Consider the following 17804-nt stretch of genomic DNA (forward strand, 5'->3'; position numbering starts at 1 on the left):
CAAATTTCCCCCGCCCAGGCATTACCAGATTTCGTGCGTATGCGCCCGGTAGCCCTTCTCGATACGTTCCACCAGCAATGGCGCACTGATGATGCCGCGCACCGGGTAGCGCATTTCCTCTTCGCTCAACCCACGCTCCAGGCGTGTTTCGTCTTCACCATCCCACAACCAGAGCGAGCCACCCGGGCCACCGGCCCGGGCGCGGAAGGTTGGGAACGCCTGCAGGGCCGGGCTGACCGGGACATTCCCCACCACCGCCAGCAACCCCTGGTTGACCGCACTCTGCACCACAAAGAATGCAGAAAACTGTGGCTCGGCCTCAACCACCGAGGCAAACGTCTCGGGTGGGGATGCATGGAACCCCGGGAACACCCGGATCAGGAACCCGAACTCCGGGTGCTTGTGGGTGACCTGCGCATAGGCGACACCTTCAGCCGTCAGCACCTGCAGGATGTCACCCAGCTTTACTTTCTTCGCCATTTAGAAACCTTTGTATCCCGCACGTTTGAGGAGTTCTGCGCCCCGGATCAAGCCCCGCTCGTACTTGGTCGGGTTCTTGGTTTTCGATATCGAGTTGATCTTGTTGATCAGCGTACTGTCGAGCTTGCCGGTCTGCTCGATCTTGCCGGCGAGGCCATGGTATTCGATCAGGGTCTGTTCGACAGCACGGGCATCAGAACGCGAGAGGTTTTTCAGGCCCGGGATCTGCTCGATGACGATCCCTTTCTCGCGCATGTGCGCCTGGCCACGCTTGACGATATCGTCGGTGATCCCCACGTAGCGGGTCACACCATCGACCACACAGCTGTAGACGCAGGTCTTGCCACCGACAATAGTCCGCGCACCGGCATCCTTGGCGGCGTTCAGGGCGTCGGTTTCAGCCTTGCGCACCGTCTTGATCTCGTTCGCCTTCTCCACGGCGGCCCGTACGCGCGGCGAGCTCATCACCCCTTCCGCCACACCCAGCACCCGCTCGGTCACCAGCTTGCGGCCCGGCAACTCGCCAATCAGTTGCAGGAACGGCTCCCAACTGCCGGTAACCTCGGCCAGCGTTTGCAGGCTCGACACGGCACGTTCGACCAACTGGTCCTTGTAGCCCTGGCAGGCAGTCGTGGTGCACTTCAACCCTTCCAGTGCAGACAAGCCCGCTTCGATATCCTGCTGCTGCCAACGCGCGAATGCCGGACCACCGGTCTTCAACGCGCGCTCGTAGTTTTCGTCGCTGAGTTGCTTGTGGCCGCGGGCGACCCAGAATTTCTCCTGGCATGCACCATCACTGCCGCAATCGTTCATGTCACCGACAAAGTCGGACATGTCGCTGTGGTTGAGGTTGTTGTACTGCGTCGCGTTGGTGGCGATCCACGAACCGTCTTCTAGGCGCTTGCCATCCCCCTCGTCACGCGCTGCAGCGCTGACCACACCGACCAGTTGCGAGGCGATCAACATCAACGCATCGCGATTGACCGGGTCCATTTGCGTGGCCAGTCGGCGCAGCTGGTTGGCCAGCATCTCGTTGGCCCCCGCAGCAATCGCACCGGTGGCGAAGTCGCCGCCCGCCGCCTGGGCGACAAAACCACCGACCAGTGCATGCAGGGCAATCTTCTCCGGGCTGCCGGTGCGCAGGCCGGCATCGCCCGCCGTACTGAACGCGGTGGCCGCCAGCGTGTTGAACACCGCCGACTGGAGGATCGCGCGAATGTCTGCGTCACGCCCAAAGGCCTGCCCCACCGCCCCCGATGCAGCACCAATCGCCAACTGCTGGGCACCGAAACGACCAATGCCTTCCAGCGACCCCAGGTCGACCACGCTCTTGCCGTCGACGATCTTGGTCTTGGCGATATCACCGAAGTAGTTCTCGGCAATGCCGGCGGTGATCGCGGCGATGGCAGCGCTGGACAGGCTTTCCTTGCTCAGGGTGTCCTTGAGCACCTGGCCCAGGTCGCCCTTGTTGCTGATCGCACTGTTGAGCGCCGTGTTGGCCAGGGCTGCCGCCCCCGCCAGTTGCGCACCGGCCAGGCCCAACCCGGCCGGGCCAAGCACCGCCGCCAGGAGAATCGCCATGACCATCTGCGCCCCGGCACCCAGGCCGGAGTTCTCGTATTTGAAGCGGGTGTGGATCTCCTGCACCTGGCGCCAGTCGACCCCGCCCTTGGCCTCGACTTCCTTGAGCCAGCCCAGGTTCGGGTCGGCCTTGACCATGGCGTCGATCGACTCGGCAACCGACTCCTGGTTCACCTGGCGGACATCGGCATGGATGGTCCCCGCCGCCTTGATCACCAGTTCACCGTTGACCGTCATCTGGGTCTGGCGGAAGGTCTCGTCGGTACTGCCCTTGCCCTTCATGCTGAACCAGGCAAGGCTGCTGTCGCTCTTCTCGTGGCTCTCCTGCTTGAGGTCCTTGACGCTCTGGAAGTAGATGTCGCCGCCGCTGTCGAGGGTCAGGTCACCACCGCTGTCGAGCTTGGCGGCCTGGTAGCGCTGATCGCCGCTGCTGACCAGGGTCAGGTGGCCGCCGGTGCTGATTTCACTGACGACATGGTTGACTGTGGTCGACTCGTCACGCTTGGTGACCTTGCGCCCCCAACTGCCGTTGGACTTCTTGTCATACAGCGAATAGTCCCGGTCTTCGGCCGCCAGCAGCGCCAGTTCATCGCCCGCCACCAGGTAGGCCTCGTCACCGGCCTCGATGCGGCTGGCAATCAAGGTCAGGTCGTTGTCGGCCGACAGGTCGATGTTGCCGCCCGCCTTGAAGCTGGTCGAGACTTGGCGAACGTGGTCTTCCTGACGGGTCACCTTCTTGGTCTTGGAGTAGAAATGCTCCTCGTTGGCCGCCGAGGTCAACGTCAGGTCGTTCCCGGCATTGACCGCGATGTTGCGCTTGGCCTCGACCTCGCTGGCAATCGCGGCGAAGTCACGCTCGGCGACCAGGGTGATGTCGCGGCCCGCATCGATGGTGCCGACATGCTGGGTGAGCGATTCCTTCTGATGGCCACGGCCCCAGTCTTCGCTGACCTCCTGCTCGGCCGAGCTGAGCACCAGATCGCGCCCGGCATCGATGTCCAGGTCACGACCGGCCTGAATCACCCCGCCCAGGTTCATCACGTCGCGCCCGGCGCCGATGGTCAGGTCATTGCCGGCCTCGATGCGCCCGGCACTGTCGATGTAGTCGCGACGGTTGCCGCCGACCTGGTGGGTGGTCACCGTGCGTTCGTTGACCACATCGCCCAGTAGCGCATTGAGGCTGACATCACGGCCCTTGATGATCCCGCCAGCACCATTGAGGATGCTGTCGCCTGCCAGCATGTCGAGGCGATTGCCCGCCTCGAGCAGGCCACCGTTGACCAGGTTCTTGCCGGCGCTGGCCGACAGGTTGTTGTTGGCCTTGATCGTGCCGACGTTGCTCAGGCTGTCACCGGCCACCAGGGTCACGTCGTTGCCCGCGATCAGCGCGCCGTTGGGTGCCAGGCGGTTGTTCGCCTGGGCCAGGTACAGCACCGGCACCAGCACCTTCTCGCCATTCACCACGTGCTCTTCGAGCCAGACGATGTCGTGGGTCAACGCGGTGACCTGCTGCGCCGTCAGGGTCACGCCCACGCTCAGGTCCAGGCGCTGCTTGCTGGCGATGGCGTTGTCCATCAGGTATTTGTACAACGCCTCGTTGCTGGTCTGGCCGTCGATGAAGCGCTGGCCGGTACGTGCAACCACCGCGTCCTGGATCAGCCGCTGCTCGTAGAAACCATCGCCCAGGCGCTTCCAGCTCTTGTCCGGGTCGTAGCCCAGGTTGCCGAGCAGGTAATCCGAGCTCATGAACGACTTGAGGTCGGTGAGCACCGGGTTGGTTTCGATCAGGTATTTATGCGGCTGCGAGCGGCCGCTGTTGTCCGGCAAGCCCTGGACCTGGCGGATGCTGGTCGGCGGTACCACCTTGGGTTTGTCCCACGGCGCCGGTTTGGTCAGCGCCAGCGGGTCCAGCGCGGTCAGGCCGGCAGCATCGGTATTGCGCTCCGGCAAGCGGCCGCTGCCATTGCCGGTGTTGTCCAGCGCCACCGAAGTGGCGCGGGTATCGAGCTCCAGGCGCTCGCGCTGGGTCGGGTCGACCGCACGAACGCTGGCGTCCACCTGCGGCAGGTTGCCCAGTTGCGAGTCGCGCCCCGGAGTGATCGGCAACGGCCGGTCACGCTCGGCCAGGTTGATGCTCGAACCGCCCAGGGTCCAGCCCGAAGAGGACGGCACGCTGACCGCACCTTCGCTGGTGCTCAGGCGGAACAGGCCGTTCTGCCCGGTGGGCAGGCTGAAGCCCGGCAACGCCAGTGGGTTGACCTGCTGTTGGGCGAGGTCAGGTGGCAGTTGCTTGTTGATGTCGATCAGGATCGGCTGGGCGGAAGTCGCCCCGGTGTTGGTGCCGCGACCGCCAAAGCCATTGGGTGCGGTAAAGGGTTTTTCCACACCATTGCCGAGCTTCTGGGTGGCATTGATGCTGACATTGCCGCCCGCCTGGATCACCGCGGGCACGTAGCTGGTGGCCGTGCCGGTAGCGATGACCTTCTCGTCGAATACCGCGGCATTGGCGACGAACGCCGGCAGTTCCATGCGCTGCCCGGTGCTGTACAGCGATGGGCCCATGTCCCTGGCACCCATGTGCCCGTCTTTGAATGCAAACACCAGCATCCCGTACGCCACGTAGCTCTCACTCGGCGTGGCGCAGCAGCGATAGGTGATGGTCGGCGCCCGGGAAACCTCCCCGTTCGGGTTGATGAACCACCAGTCCTTGTTGTAGGCCGCATCGTTGTATTGGTTGTACTGGATCAACTGGTCGAGCTGGCCATACCCCCTGGCATCCACACTGAGGTATTTGGCACTGATGTAGTCACCCAGCGCAGCACCGGTGTTCTCGAAATTGCCCACGGTGATGGCGATGTTGCCCGTGGCCGAGACGGTCGAGTTGGCGTTCTTGAAGTTGCTGCCCTGAACATCCAGGTTGCCCCCGGCATTCAGGCTGGCCGCCACGGAGCTCGGGTCACCCGATACCGTGGTCTTGTACTGCTGGACCCAGACCAGGTGCCACGGGGTTTTCTTCGAGCTGGAAACGCCATATGGCAGGCTCGTGCAGCTGTAGCAGCGCTGGCCGACAGCCGACGAATACAACTCCGAGGTCACCGAGAAGTTGTTGCGCTCGTTGCTGATCTGCTCGGCCTTGATGATGAAGTCGCGGGCGCTCTCCATCTTGCCGGACATGTTCTTCAGCACGGCGGCACGGGTGCCGGGCGACAAACCTTCAACGTTGAGGTTGCCCAGGCTGTAGATCTCGCCCAGCAGGTTGGTCAGGCTGCTGACCGACCAGGTCATGTCGGTGCCGCTGAAGATGAACGCATTGGCGTTGTTCTGCGCTGCGCCGCTGCTGATCTTCAGGGTGGTGCCGCTGGCCAGCGTGCCCCAGTTGTCCAGGCGCGAAGCGCGCACATCGAGGGCTTGCGCCGAGGTCAGGCGGCCATAGTTGGTCAGGCTGGCCAGGGTGCCCAGGCCACCGATGGTGGTCGTGCCGCCACCGGCGATGCTGGTGCTGGCGCCCAGCACGATGCTGTTGGCATCGAGCTTCAGGTCGCCGAGGCTGGTGGCCCGCCCCGTGCCGGAATAGCTGCCGCCCAGGTTGAGGCTGAAGGCTCCGTCACTGGCGATCAGGCCGTTGTTGACCCAGTTGCCGCCAGTGCCGACGAAGCTTTGCGAGGCCAGCAGGCGACCCGCACCCTCCACAGTCAACTGACCGACATTGACCGTCAGCCGGCCCGCCTGGATCACACTGTTGGTGCTCCAGTTGGCCGCCGAGATGGTCAGGCCGCCCAGGGTCGCCAGCTCGCCGCCAGCACCGGAGAGATTGGCCAGGCTGACACCGAAGTCGCCCTGACCGCCGTGCAGCAAGCGGCCACCGCCATTGAGGAAGTTCCCGGCATTCAGGGCCAGGTCCGTGTTGGAGGTTTCCAGCACGCCGCCAAGGTTGTCGAGCAGGCCGCCAATCCGGAACTCGGTTTTACCGGTTTTACCCATTGCGCGCAGCTGCCCGCCCTGGTTGTCGAAACTGCCAGCGACCAGGCTCAGGGCCGTATCGCTTTCGATTACCCCGCCACGGTTGTACAGCGCGCCGCCCAGGCCGAAGCTCAGGTTCTGCCCGGCGATCTGCCCGCCGAAACTGTTGTCGACCCGGTTGGCCGTCACGCTGATCAGGCCATTGGCATAGACGCCGCCGCCCTGGTTGATGAATTCACCGGTATGAATGGATGTCTGGCCTGCCTGCGAAGCCAGGCGCCCACCTTGGTTGTGCAGCCCCGCCAACGCCGTCAGCGTCAATTGCCGAGCCTGGATAACACCGCCCTGGTTGCTCAGCAGGCCGCCGTTGATTTGTGCAGTCAGGGCACCCTTCAGGCTCGCCAGCACACCGTTGCGGTTGTTCAAGCTGCCTGCCGTCAGACCCACGTCGCCTCGCTGGGCAATGATCTGGCCATTCTGGTTGACGATGGCGCCACGGGTATCAAGGGTGATGTCGGTCAGGCTTTGCAGTTTGCCCTTGGTGTTGTCCAGGCTGCCGGCGTCGATCTTCAGCACGCCGCTTTCGCTGTGCAACAGACCTTCTTCGCTGTTGCGCACCTCGCCTTTGCTGTTGATGAGCAGATCACCCACCGCAGCCAAGGTGCCGCGCTGGCTGTTGTCAACGCCCTGCGCGTGCAGGGTCAGGGTGGTCTGGCTACCCAGCTGGCCGCCGTGGTTGATCACCTGGCCGGCTTTATCCACGTTCAGCGCAGCGCCACTGAGCAGCTTGCCCCGGCTGTTGTTCAGGTCAGCATCCAGCACCAGCGTGATCGGGCCTTTGCCGATGAGGCGGGCGTCGCTGTTGTTCAGGCCGGCGGCCTGCAAATAGATCCCGGCCTTGCTGTCCAGCAGGCCGCCCGCGCTGTTGTCGAGCGCGCCCTTGGTCAGCACCAGGTGCTGGCCGGCACCACTGGCGAGTACACCGCCACGGTTGTCCAGCGAAGCCGCCGTCACCTTCAGTTCGCCCAGGCTGGCCAACGCGCCGCCCTGGCCATTGCGTAGCGCGCCATCGAGTTCGACGACAAGCGTGCCATCACGACTGGACACCGTACCGCCATCGCTGTTGTCGACGCTGGTGCCGTCCAGGCGGACGCCTTGCCAGCCAGACACCAGGCCCTTGGCGTTGATCAACTGGCTGGCATCGAGGTTCAGTTGCTGATGGCTGATCAGGCTGCCACCACTGTTGTTCAGGGTGCGCCCGAGCAGGCTGAACTGCTGGCTGCTGGAGATTTCGCCGCCACGGTTGTACAGGTCGCGCAGTTGCTTGATCAGCAGCAGCCCCGGCGAATTGAGCGTACCGCCCTGGTTGTCCAGGTCGCCGTTGTTGAGGTCCAGGGTCAGGCTGTCGGCACCGAACAGCTTGCCGCCCTGCTGTTCAAGCCCGGTGACGCTGGCCAGCAGCGTCTTGCCGGCAATCTGCCCGGCATCGTTGTTGCGCAGCTGGGTCGCAGTGAGATCGAGGGTGGTGCCGGCAATCACCCGGCCACGCTGGCTGTTGTCCAGCTCGCCGGTCTTCAGTACGACCTGCCCCTTGGCCGTGACCACGCCGTCTTCACGGTTGTCCAGGCTGGCGCTGGTCAGCTTGAGGTTGCCGTCGCCCAGGAGCTTGCCGCGCTGGTTGAGTACCTGGCCCTGGCTGTCCAGGGTCAGGTCCGTGGCGCTCGACAGGGTACCGCCGCTGTTGTCCAGGCGCGCGCCGCTGACCACGAGGCTGCTTTCACTGTCGATGCGCCCGCCGATATTGAGGACCTCACCGCTCAGGTTGAGCTTCACCGGCCCATCGCTGGACAGTCGTCCGGCACTGTTGTCCAGTGTGCTCTGGGGCCCGGTACCGGTCAGGGTAAGCGCTTGCTTGGCCGACAGCTCACCCTTGTTGCGGTTGTGGACCTGGTTGAAGCCGAGGTCCAGTGCACGATCGGCGCGCACCCGTCCCTGGTCACTGTTGTCCAGGCTGTTGCCGGTCAGCGCGATGCTGCCCTTGCTGGTGATCTCGCCGTCGCGGTTGTCGATGTCATCGACCGTCAGCGTGGCGTCCTTGGCAGCCTTGACCAGGCCTTTGGCGCGGTTGTCCAGGCGCTGGCCGGCAACCGTCAGCCCACCCTCGGCGATCAGCTCGCCGGCCTGGTTGTCGATGACCCCGCCGCGCACGTCCAGGTCTTGCTGGGACGCCACGTGGCCCTGGTGGTTGTTCAGCGTGTTGCTGCGCAGCAGCAGGTTGCCGTTGGCGAACAGGGTGCCCGCCTGGTTGACCAGCCCACCTTGGGCACCGAGGTCGATGTCCAGCACGCCACGGCTGCTGATCAGACCTGCGCTGTTGTCCAGGCTGGCTGCGCGGACCGTGAGCGATGCCGCGAGGATCTGCCCCTTGAGCGAGGTCAGCGCCTGTTCGAGGGTCAGGGTCAGTGCCTGTTTGCTCAGCACTTTGCCGGCGCTGGTGTCGAGCTGGCGCGCCGCCAGGGTGAAGGCCTGGTCGCTGGAAATCTCACCGCCCTGGTTGGCGACATCCTTGAGCTGCTTGAGGGTCAGGATGCCGCTGTTGTGGATCAAGCCACCCTGGTTGTTCAAGTGGCCGTGTTGCAGGTCGAGGCTGAGGTCGCCGGTGCTGTACAGCTCACCGTTCTGCTGCTCCAGCCCGGTCACCCGCACATCCAGCGCCTGGCCACTGGCAATGCGGCCCTTGTCGCTGTTGTTGACCTGGCCGGCCTTGAGTTGCAGGCGCCCGGCACTGCTCAGGCGGCCCTGCTGGTTATCGAAGCGGCCCGTGTCCAGCGAGGCATCCAGGCCGTTGTTGATCACGCCCTGGCGGTTGTCCAGGCGGCCGCTGGCCAGGCTCAGGCCAGCGTCGCTTTCGAGGGTGCCTTCACGGTTGTCGATTTCGGCCGACGCCTTCAGCGTCAGCTGCTGCGTGCTGGAGATAGCACCGCTGCGGTTGTCGATTTGCGCCGTTTCAAGCAACAAGGCGCCTTCGCTTTCCAGATGGCCTTGCTGGTTGTCGAGCCGGCCGTCGCGCGCAGGCAGGCCACGGTCATGCAAGCGGATTTCCAGGCGTTCGCGAGCAGAAACCACACCGCCGCTGTTGTCCAGGCGTGCGCCGTCGAGGCTGATCTGCTGGGCGGACACCAGGCCCTTGTTGTGGTTGATCAGTTGTTCGAGCACCAGGCCCAGGGTGGTGCCGGCCAACAGCTTGCCGCCACTGTTGTCGAGTACCTGGCCTGCGCCATCAATGCCCTTTTCAGCAGAGATCTCACCGCCCCGGTTGTCCAGCTCGCCGACCCGCAAGGTGCTCGACTGGCCACTGCCGATCAGGCCGGCGGCGCGGTTGTCCGCCCTCCCCGCGTCCAGGTGCAACATGCCCAGGGCCGCTACGGAACCGCTGCGGTTGTCCAGCGCATCGACCAGGCTCAGCTTGAGTTGGTCGTCGGACGCCAGGCTGCCCTTGGCGCGGTTGTCCAGGCTATGCGCCTTGATGTCGAGCAGGCTGGCGGCGCCAAGGACCCCGGCCTGGTTGTCGAGGGCAGCACCCAGCTCGACAAACAGCTCGGTATCGGAAAGCACACGACCCTGCTGGTTGTTCAGGCTGCCCGCTGCGAGACGGTGCTGGCCGGCTGCGGAGATCTCGCCCAAGCGGTTGTTCAGGGCGTTTTGCACCTGCAATTGCTGGCCGGCGCGGCTGGCCAGGGTGCCACCCTGGTTGTCCAGGCTGCCACTGTGCAGATCAATGCCGGCTGCGGCGATGCGCCCTTTGATATTGCTCAGCGCCTGCGCGATGCGCAGGGTTACCGCCTGTTCGCTGAGCACTTTGCCCGCGCTGTTGTCCAGGTTGTCGGCCTGCACCATGAACGACTGGGCGCTGGAGATTTCGCCACCACGGTTGTCGACATCGGCCAGACGCTGGAACACCAGCGGCCCGTTCGCGGCAATCAGCCCGGCCTGGTTGTTCAGTTGCCCGCGCTTCAGGTCCAGGGTCAGGCCCGTTTCACTGAAGACTCGGCCACCCTGCTGGTTGAGCAGTTCGCCGGTGGTCAGCTGCAGCCCGCTCTTGGCCTCCAGGTGCCCCTTGTTCTGGTTGTCCAGCCGACCGAGCTCAAGGCGCGCCTGCTGCCCGGCCACAATCTTGCCCGCCTGGTTGTCCAGCAGGCCCGACTGCTGCAGGGTCAGGTCGCCAATGCTGTGCAGGCTGCCCTGGCGGTTGAACAGGCTGGCGGCGGTGATCTTCAGTGTGTTGGCATCGATCAGGCCAGCCTGGTTGTTCAGGTGATTCGCGATGCGCAGGGTCAGCGCCTGGGTCGCCAGTACCTTGCCGGCGTCGCTGTTGTCCAACTGGCCCAGGTGGAGGGTGGCATCGCTGCGGGTCGACAGCTCGCCGCCACGGTTGCTCAGGGTATTGGCAACAACCGTCAGGGCCTGTTCGCTGCTGACCAGGCCACCCTGGTCATTGAGCAGTTCGCCACTGTTGATCGTTTGCGTACCTGCGCTGATGACACGCCCTTGTTGGCGATTGTCCAGGGTACCGGCGTCGATCTGCCCGGTGCGCTGGGCACTCAGGGTGCCACCCTGGTTGTTCAGGGTTTCACGCGTGGTGATCGCCAGGTCGCGGCTGGCGACCATGGTCTTGCCAGTGTTGTCGAGGTTCTGTGCGGTGACGGTAATGTCGCCCTGGGTATTGCGAGTGCCCGCTTTCTCGACACCGGCTTCGATTACCCCACGGTTGCTCAATGTACCGCCGGCATTCAGGGTGATGCTGTCGCGGGCGGCGATGTTGTTCTGGTTGGTCAGGTTGCCAGTTGTGGTCACCTGTACCTTGCTTTCACCATACAGCGGGCCTTGCACGTCGAGGCTTGCGGCCTTGACGTTGACCGCCCCGGTCGCGCTGGTCTGCGCCAGGCTGACATGGCCGTTGGCGTCGAGCTGGATGTCGCCACCGCTGGCGATCAGGTCACCCGCCAGGCGCACGCCGACGCCCGCTTCAGTACCGACCAGCTTGATCGCCCCGGCGTACATGCCGCCCAGGGCGCTGGAGTCGATCGCCAGTGCCGGCGCGTCATTGGCAGCACCTGCACGCGGCGTGGCCGCCAGGGTCTGGGCGTCGACGTCGTTGCGCCCGGTGATCACGTTCAGCTCCTGCGCATGCAACTGCGCATTGAGCTTGGCCGAGCGGGTAATGATGTCGAAGCGGCCGACGTTGCCGGCGTTGAGCCCGGCACCTTCCAGGCTGACGCTGCCGCCATCGACCTGATAACCCCCGACTGCGCCCTGCGCATTGATCACCGGCTTGCCGGTGGTCAGCGTCACTTGCGGGGTGTTGATGAAGCCGCAACCGTTGCAACTGATGCCGTACGGGTTGGCGACGATGACTTTGGCCGACTGCCCCGCCACTTCGGTGTAGCCGCGCAATTGGCTTGGGTTGCCACCGTTGACCTCGTTGAGGATGGTGGTCGCAGCCGTGCCTTGCAGGTGCGGGTTGCCAAGGATGATCCCGCCCAGCTGCGTCTCCTGGGTACGGTCGGTGGCGTTGTTGAGGATGACCCCGTTGCTGCCGACGTTGTAGTCGACAAATTGGTTGTGCGACAGCCCGCTGCCATTGGGCGCGGCGATGTTGACGATGGGTACGCCGTTGCCCGCCTGGTTCAGCGCCGTGCCCGGCGCACTGACCACGATGCCTTCAGCCGCCTGTGCCCACATCGGTTGCCAGAACATGACGTTGGCCAACAACAGTGCCAGCCCGCGCTTGGGCAGCCCGCAGAAAGACTCGCGCGGCTGGATTGCGGCCGAGCGCTGGCGGTTCAGGAAGGCGAACTGTTTAACGTCCATGTTGGTCTCGGCAGGCAGGTAAAGTCAGTGGTAGGCGATTGCGATCAGATCGAAAAATCGAGGCGGAAGTAGACCGGGGTCTCGCGGTCGGGCAAGGCGTCGGGACGCTCCAGCGAGTGGGCGAACACCACGCTCGCCGACACATGCTTGCCACGGGCAAACAGTTCCAGCGAATGGCTGCTGGCGCGCCCGTGGTAGTCACCGTTGTAACGGTCGCCACGGATCACGCCCTGGTCATAGCCCAGGCCCATGCCGTATTCACCGAGCACCGGTTGCAACGCCGCCCAGGTCACCGGCCGGGCCCAGCGCAGGTCATTGCGCCAGTAGCCGCCGCTGTCACCCGAGAGCGACTGGTCCTTGTAACCGCGTACCGATGCCAGGCCGCCGAGGCTGATGCGCTGCGGGCTGAACAGTACGTCTTCGCTGCGCTGCCCGGTGGCCAGGCTGCTGAAGGTGAAGGACTCGCCGAACAGCTTGAAGCCCTGTTGGAAGCTCGCCGTCGCGGAGTATTTGCGGTAGCGCGCATTCGGCTGCCCGGGACGCGGGTGGCCGTTGTCCTGGGCATCGAATGCACCGATGCCGTTCTGCACGCCCAGGTCAAGGTTGAGGAACGCATTGCCGATACGCCGACCATGGTTGACCCCGAACTGCGACTCGCTGATGCGGTTGCTGCTGGTTTCCAGGCGGCTGTCTTCGATGTAGTTGTTGGTGCGCAGGTGCGACATCCCGGCATTGAGCGAGGTCTTGCTCACCGAATCACGGTGGATCACCCGCTCGGCGCGCAGTTGATGGCTCTGGCTGTCGCCGGTCTGCTTGAAGTCAAAACCGTTGGCCTCGGCCAGTGAGCGGTACTCGGATTCACTGTAGCTGTAGCTGAAGGTCCACCAGCCCAGTGGCAGGTTGTAGAACAGCACGCCGTTCTTGGTGCCCTGGGTGTGATCGCTGACCACATCGTGCCCGCCACGCAATACCAACTGGTCGGCCAGGCCCAACGGGCTGTCCCACTCGAAACCCAGGTTGAGCAGTTGCTCACCGGTGCTCTTCTGCCCTTCGTTGTTGCGCGACAACGAGGCGCGCCAGGGTTTTTGCGGGGTGTTCTTGACCAGTACGGTACTGCCGCCCACGGCCTGGCCGGGGGTCAGTTCCATCTGCGCCTTGTTCGACGGCAAGCGATTGAGCTGATCGACCATCTGCTCGATTTCGCGCAGGTTCAATTGCTCCCCGGTGCTTCCCGGGAACGCCATGGCCAGTTCGCGCTCGGACAGTTTGCTGTCCTCGGCAGCGCGTACACCTTCCAGCTTGCCTTCGACCACCAGCACTTGCAGGTGGCCACCGGAAAGGTCTTGCTGAGGCAGGTAGGCGCGACTGGTGACCAGGCCCTTCTCGATGTACACATCGGTGATGACCTTGAGCAGCTCGTTCAGCTGGCTGACGCCCATGCACTGGCCGACATAAGGCTTGAGCAGGCGCTCGCGCTCGGCAGCCGACAAGCTATCGGCACCCTTGAGTTCAATGGTCTTGATGGTGAAGCAGCGCCCATCGGCGGGCAGCGTTGGCGCAGCGGGCTCGGCCGATTTGCCGGGCAGTTCCTTGAGTTCTTCCAGGCGGCGCTGCTGTTCTTCCAGCAGGCGGTTCTGACGCTCGCGGATCAGGTCCTGGGTACCCGGCAACTCGGCCGCTGCGGGCGATGCAAAGCCTGAAAAAACAGCGAACAGGCACACAACGCCCATCCTGGAGGTGCGAAACACCATGTCCGATCCCTGGAGAGTAAAAAACGAAGGCGCGATAGTAATGAGCCATTATTATGGCGTCAAATTGATATCACCCTCAGCACTCAAAAATATGCCATCGCCACAGCAAAGACACTCTCCAGGGAGCCACCGACTTTCGCCTGTTACGGCATCACTGGCGGCGTGTACTGCAACGTCGTACCCAGTGCCCACAGCAGGAACAGCACCAGCGGCACATGCACCAGCAACTGCACGAACGAGAAGCCGATCAGGTCACGCGCCTTCAGCCCCAGCACGCCGAGCAGCGGCAGCATGTAGAACGGGTTGATCAGGTTCGGCAGCGCTTCGGCGGCGTTGTAGATCTGCACCGCCCAGCCCAGGTGGTATTGCAGGTCATTGGCCACCAGCATCACGTAGGGCGCCTCGATGATCCACTTGCCGCCCCCGGACGGAATGAAGAAGCCCAGCACCGCCGAGTACACGCCCATCAATAGCGCATAGGTGTCATGCGTGGCGATCTGCACGAAGAAGGTCGAGATATGGTGCGCCAGGGTCTGCGCATCGCCGCCCTTCACTTGCGTCAAAATCGCCGCAATCGAGCCATACAACGGGAACTGGATCAACACCCCCGTGGTGGTCGGCACTGCCCGGCTCACGGCGTCGAGGAAGCTGCGTGGGCGCCAGTGCAGCAAGGCCCCCAGCATGATGAACAGGAAGTTGTAGGTGTTCAGCCCGGAAATCGCGGTGATCGCCGGCTTGGTCGAGAACTCGTGGTACAGCCAGCCGGCTGCGAGCAACACCAGCAGCAAGGTCAGGATCGGGCTGTATTCCAGCCACTCACCCGGCCGGGTGCGCTGCGCCGTAGGGGGCATGCTGAAACTGGGGTCGATGCCGCAGGCCTCGGCATCGCGGGCGCTGTTCGGGCCCGGGGCGGTGGCATAGGCGATGATCAGCGAAACGATCACCAGGGCTGCGAGCAACACGCCCGACTGCCAGAGGAAGATGGTTTCAGTGAACGGAATAACCCCGGTGATCGCCAGGATCGACGGTGGCAGGCTGGCCGGGTTGGCTTGCAACTGCGCGGCCGATGAGGAAAGGCCCAAGGCCCATACCGCGCCCAGGCCCAGGTAGGCGGCAGCGCCCGCCGCGCGGTAATCCATCTTCAGGTCGGTACGCCGCGCCAGGGCGCGTACCAGCAGGCCGCCGAAAACCAGCGACAGGCCCCAGTTGAGCAGCGAGGCAACCATCGAGATCAAGGCTACCCAGCACACGGCGGAGCGGCCGTTTTTCGGGATGCGCGCCAGGCGGTCGATGAGTTTTACCGCCGGCGGTGAGCTGGCGACCACATAGCCGCCGATCACCACGAAGGCCATCTGCATGGTGAACGGGATCAGGCTCCAGAAGCCATCGCCGAAGGCGGTAGCGGTATCAGTGGGTTTGGCGCCCATGGCCAGGGCGCCGAGGGTGACGAGGATTACCGCCAGGGCGGCAAATACCCAGGAATCGGGGAACCAGCGTTCGGCCCAGTTGGAACAACGCAGCGCAAAGCGGGCGGAGCGACTGTCTTGGAGGTCAGTGGCCATGGGTTTTTCCTTTTATTATTGTTGGAAATGCACAAGGCCCCATCGCCGGCAAAGCCGGCTCCCACAGAGGTATGCATGTGCAGCATGACCCTCTGTGGGAGCCGGCTTTGCCGGCGATAGGGCCAGCACAAACAAAGCAATTCTTCAGATCAGAACGTCATTTCTTTCACATCATCAGCCACGATCAGCTTGCCGGCCGTCTTCGCGACGATCTCTTCAACGCTCACCCCCGGCGCCGTCTCGCGCAGGATGAAGGCGCCGTTTTCAATCTCCAGGTACGCCAGGTCCGTCAGCACCTTGCGGATGCAACCAGCGCCGGTCAGCGGCAGGCTGCACTTGCTCAGCAGCTTGGACTCGCCGTCTTTCGAGGCGTGGGTCATGGTGACGATGATGTTGTCGGCACCGGCCACCAGGTCCATCGCCCCGCCCATGCCCTTGACCAGCTTGCCGGGGATCATCCAGGAGGCAATGTTGCCCTCCACGTCCACCTCGAAAGCACCGAGCACGGTCAGGTCGACATGCCCGCCGCGAATCATCGCGAAGGACTCGGCGGAGTTGAAGATCGAGGCGCCGGTGCGTGCGGTCACGGTCTGTTTGCCAGCGTTGATCATGTCGGCATCCAGCTGCGCTTCGGTAGGGAATTCACCCATGCCGAGCAGGCCGTTTTCCGATTGCAGCATCACGTCGATGTCGCTGGGGACATAGTTGGCCACCAGGGTCGGAATGCCGATGCCGAGGTTGACGTAGTAGCCGTCCTTGAGTTCGCGGGCGACGCGCTGGGCCATTTGTTCGCGGGTAAGTGCCATGGTCAGGATCTCTTTGTTGTTCTGTGCGGGGACGGGTCAGGCTTTGAGGGTGCGTTTTTCGATGCGCTTCTCGAAGGTGCCGACGATGACCCGGTCGACATAGATGCCCGGGGTGTGGATCTCGCTAGGCAGCAGCACGCCCGGCTCGACGATCTCCTCGACCTCGACCACAGTGATCTTGCCGGCAGTGGCCGCCAGCGGATTGAAGTTCTGCGCAGTGTTGCGGTACACCACGTTGCCGTAATGGTCGGCCTTCCAGCCCTTGACGATGGCGAAGTCGCCGGTGATGGCTTCTTCGAGGATGTACTTGCGCCCGTTGAACTCGCGCACTTCCTTGCCTTCGGCAACCGGGGTGCCGTAGCCGGTAGCGGTGAAGAACGCCGGGATACCCGCGCCGCCGGCACGCATCTTCTCGGCCAGGGTGCCTTGCGGGGTCAGTTCCACTTCCAGCTCGCCGCTGAGCAGTTGGCGTTCGAACTCGGCGTTCTCGCCGACATAGGAGGCGACCATCTTGCGGATCTGGTGGTCTTCCAGCAGCACGCCCAGGCCAAAGCCATCGACGCCGCAGTTGTTCGAGACCACGGTCAGGCCCTTGACGCCACGGCGCTTGATTTCACCAATGAGGTTTTCCGGGATGCCGCACAGGCCGAAACCGCCCGCCAGCACCGTCATGTTGTCGGTCAGGCCTTCGAGGGCCTGTTCATAGGTTGCTACGCGCTTGTCCAGTCCGGCCATGTTGATCCGCCTTTTGTAGTTGTTGAGCCGACAAGGGTTGTCGGAGAGCGTCTGGCTGCATCTTCACCCTTGCCGACTGTTTTGTTAATTTTGTTTTTTTGATCGATTGTTTGATATTTCAGATCAATCCCCACGCCGCTATGGGAACTTCCATTGCCGGTGAAGCGGGCCAACACACTTGACCTGCCGGCAAACCCTAAAGGACAGTAGACCACTCAACCGTTCAAGGAGCTGGCATGCGCACGTTGAAGCTTGGTGAATCCACCGTTCCGGTCATTGGCCAGGGCACCTGGCACATGGGCGAAGACCCGGCCCAGCGCAAACGGGAAGTCGCCGCCCTGCAGCAGGGCATCGACCTCGGCATGACCCTGCTGGACACCGCCGAAATGTACGCCGAGGGCGGCGCCGAAAGCGTGGTCGGCGAAGCCTTGCAGGGGCGCCGCGAGCAGGTCTTCCTGGTCAGCAAGGTCTACCCGCACAACGCCAGCCGCCAGGGCATCCCCGCCGCCTGCGAGCGCAGCCTCAAGCGCCTGGGCACCGAGCACATCGACCTGTACCTGCTGCACTGGCGTGGCCAGTACCCGCTGGAGGAAACCGTCGAGGCCTTCGAGCACTTGCGCAAGGCCGGCAAGATCGGCCGCTGGGGCGTCTCCAATTTCGACCTGGACGACCTGCGTGAACTGGACAACCCGTCCTGCGCGGCCAATCAGGTGCTGTACAACCCCGAGCAGCGCGGCATCGAGTTCGACCTGCTGCCCTGGAGCCAGCGCCAATACCTGCCGACCCTGGCGTACTGCCCACTGGCCCAGGCCGGGCGCCTGCTGCGCCACCCGGTATTGCAGCAGATCGCCGAACAGCACGGCGCCACCCCGGCCCAGGTCTGCCTTGCCTGGGCCACCCGCCAGGAAGACGTGATTGCCATCCCCAAGGCGGTCGAGCCACGCCACGTGCAACTCAACGCCGCAGCCGCCAAGCTGAACCTGCGTAGCGAAGACCTGCTCGCCATTGACCGGGCCTTCCCGGCGCCGACCCGCAAGCAGCATCTGGCGATGGTCTGA

Annotated in this window: 7 protein-coding genes and 2 pseudogenes; 1 reads left to right on the plus strand and 8 read right to left on the minus strand. The window is 63.9% G+C overall.

What is annotated here, in order from left to right; translation table 11 throughout:
- Positions 1-21: 21 nt before the first annotated feature.
- The 8 genes and pseudogenes from M5G11_RS15640 to M5G11_RS15665 form a co-directional block, all read right to left on the minus strand.
- Complete coding sequence (locus M5G11_RS15640) at positions 22-480, minus strand: hypothetical protein (RefSeq protein WP_273913247.1); 459 nt, start codon at positions 478-480, stop codon at positions 22-24.
- On the minus strand, positions 481-3807 hold the full coding sequence (locus M5G11_RS27745; RefSeq protein ID WP_476453994.1) for a hemagglutinin repeat-containing protein: 3327 nt from the start codon (positions 3805-3807) through the stop codon (positions 481-483). It lies immediately after the preceding gene.
- 446 nt (positions 3808-4253) lie between these two features.
- Positions 4254-4350, minus strand: a pseudogene (locus M5G11_RS27750) (hypothetical protein); the annotation flags it as partial.
- Between the two features lie 1035 nt (positions 4351-5385).
- A pseudogene (locus M5G11_RS27755) lies at positions 5386-11892 on the minus strand (two-partner secretion domain-containing protein); the annotation flags it as partial.
- A 44-nt stretch (positions 11893-11936) separates the two neighbouring features.
- The gene (locus M5G11_RS15650; protein WP_273913251.1) at positions 11937-13622 is read right to left on the minus strand and encodes a ShlB/FhaC/HecB family hemolysin secretion/activation protein; all 1686 of its coding nucleotides are present in this window, start codon (positions 13620-13622) and stop codon (positions 11937-11939) included.
- 164 nt (positions 13623-13786) lie between these two features.
- Positions 13787-15205 (minus strand): short-chain fatty acid transporter, encoded by a 1419-nt coding sequence (locus tag M5G11_RS15655; RefSeq protein ID WP_273913245.1) that lies wholly within the window; start codon positions 15203-15205, stop codon positions 13787-13789.
- A 149-nt stretch (positions 15206-15354) separates the two neighbouring features.
- A complete protein-coding gene (locus M5G11_RS15660; RefSeq protein WP_273913244.1) occupies positions 15355-16011 on the minus strand; it encodes a CoA transferase subunit B in 657 nt (218 codons plus the stop codon).
- 36 nt (positions 16012-16047) lie between these two features.
- Positions 16048-16746: a CoA transferase subunit A gene (locus tag M5G11_RS15665; protein WP_273913243.1), complete on the minus strand. Its 699-nt coding sequence runs from the start codon at positions 16744-16746 to the stop codon at positions 16048-16050.
- Between the two features lie 236 nt (positions 16747-16982).
- Between M5G11_RS15665 and M5G11_RS15670 the strand changes: the two genes are divergently transcribed.
- Complete coding sequence (locus M5G11_RS15670) at positions 16983-17804, plus strand: aldo/keto reductase (RefSeq protein ID WP_273913242.1); 822 nt, start codon at positions 16983-16985, stop codon at positions 17802-17804.

It is taken from the genome of Pseudomonas fontis, from assembly GCF_028656955.1.
Taxonomy (GTDB): domain Bacteria; phylum Pseudomonadota; class Gammaproteobacteria; order Pseudomonadales; family Pseudomonadaceae; genus Aquipseudomonas; species Aquipseudomonas fontis.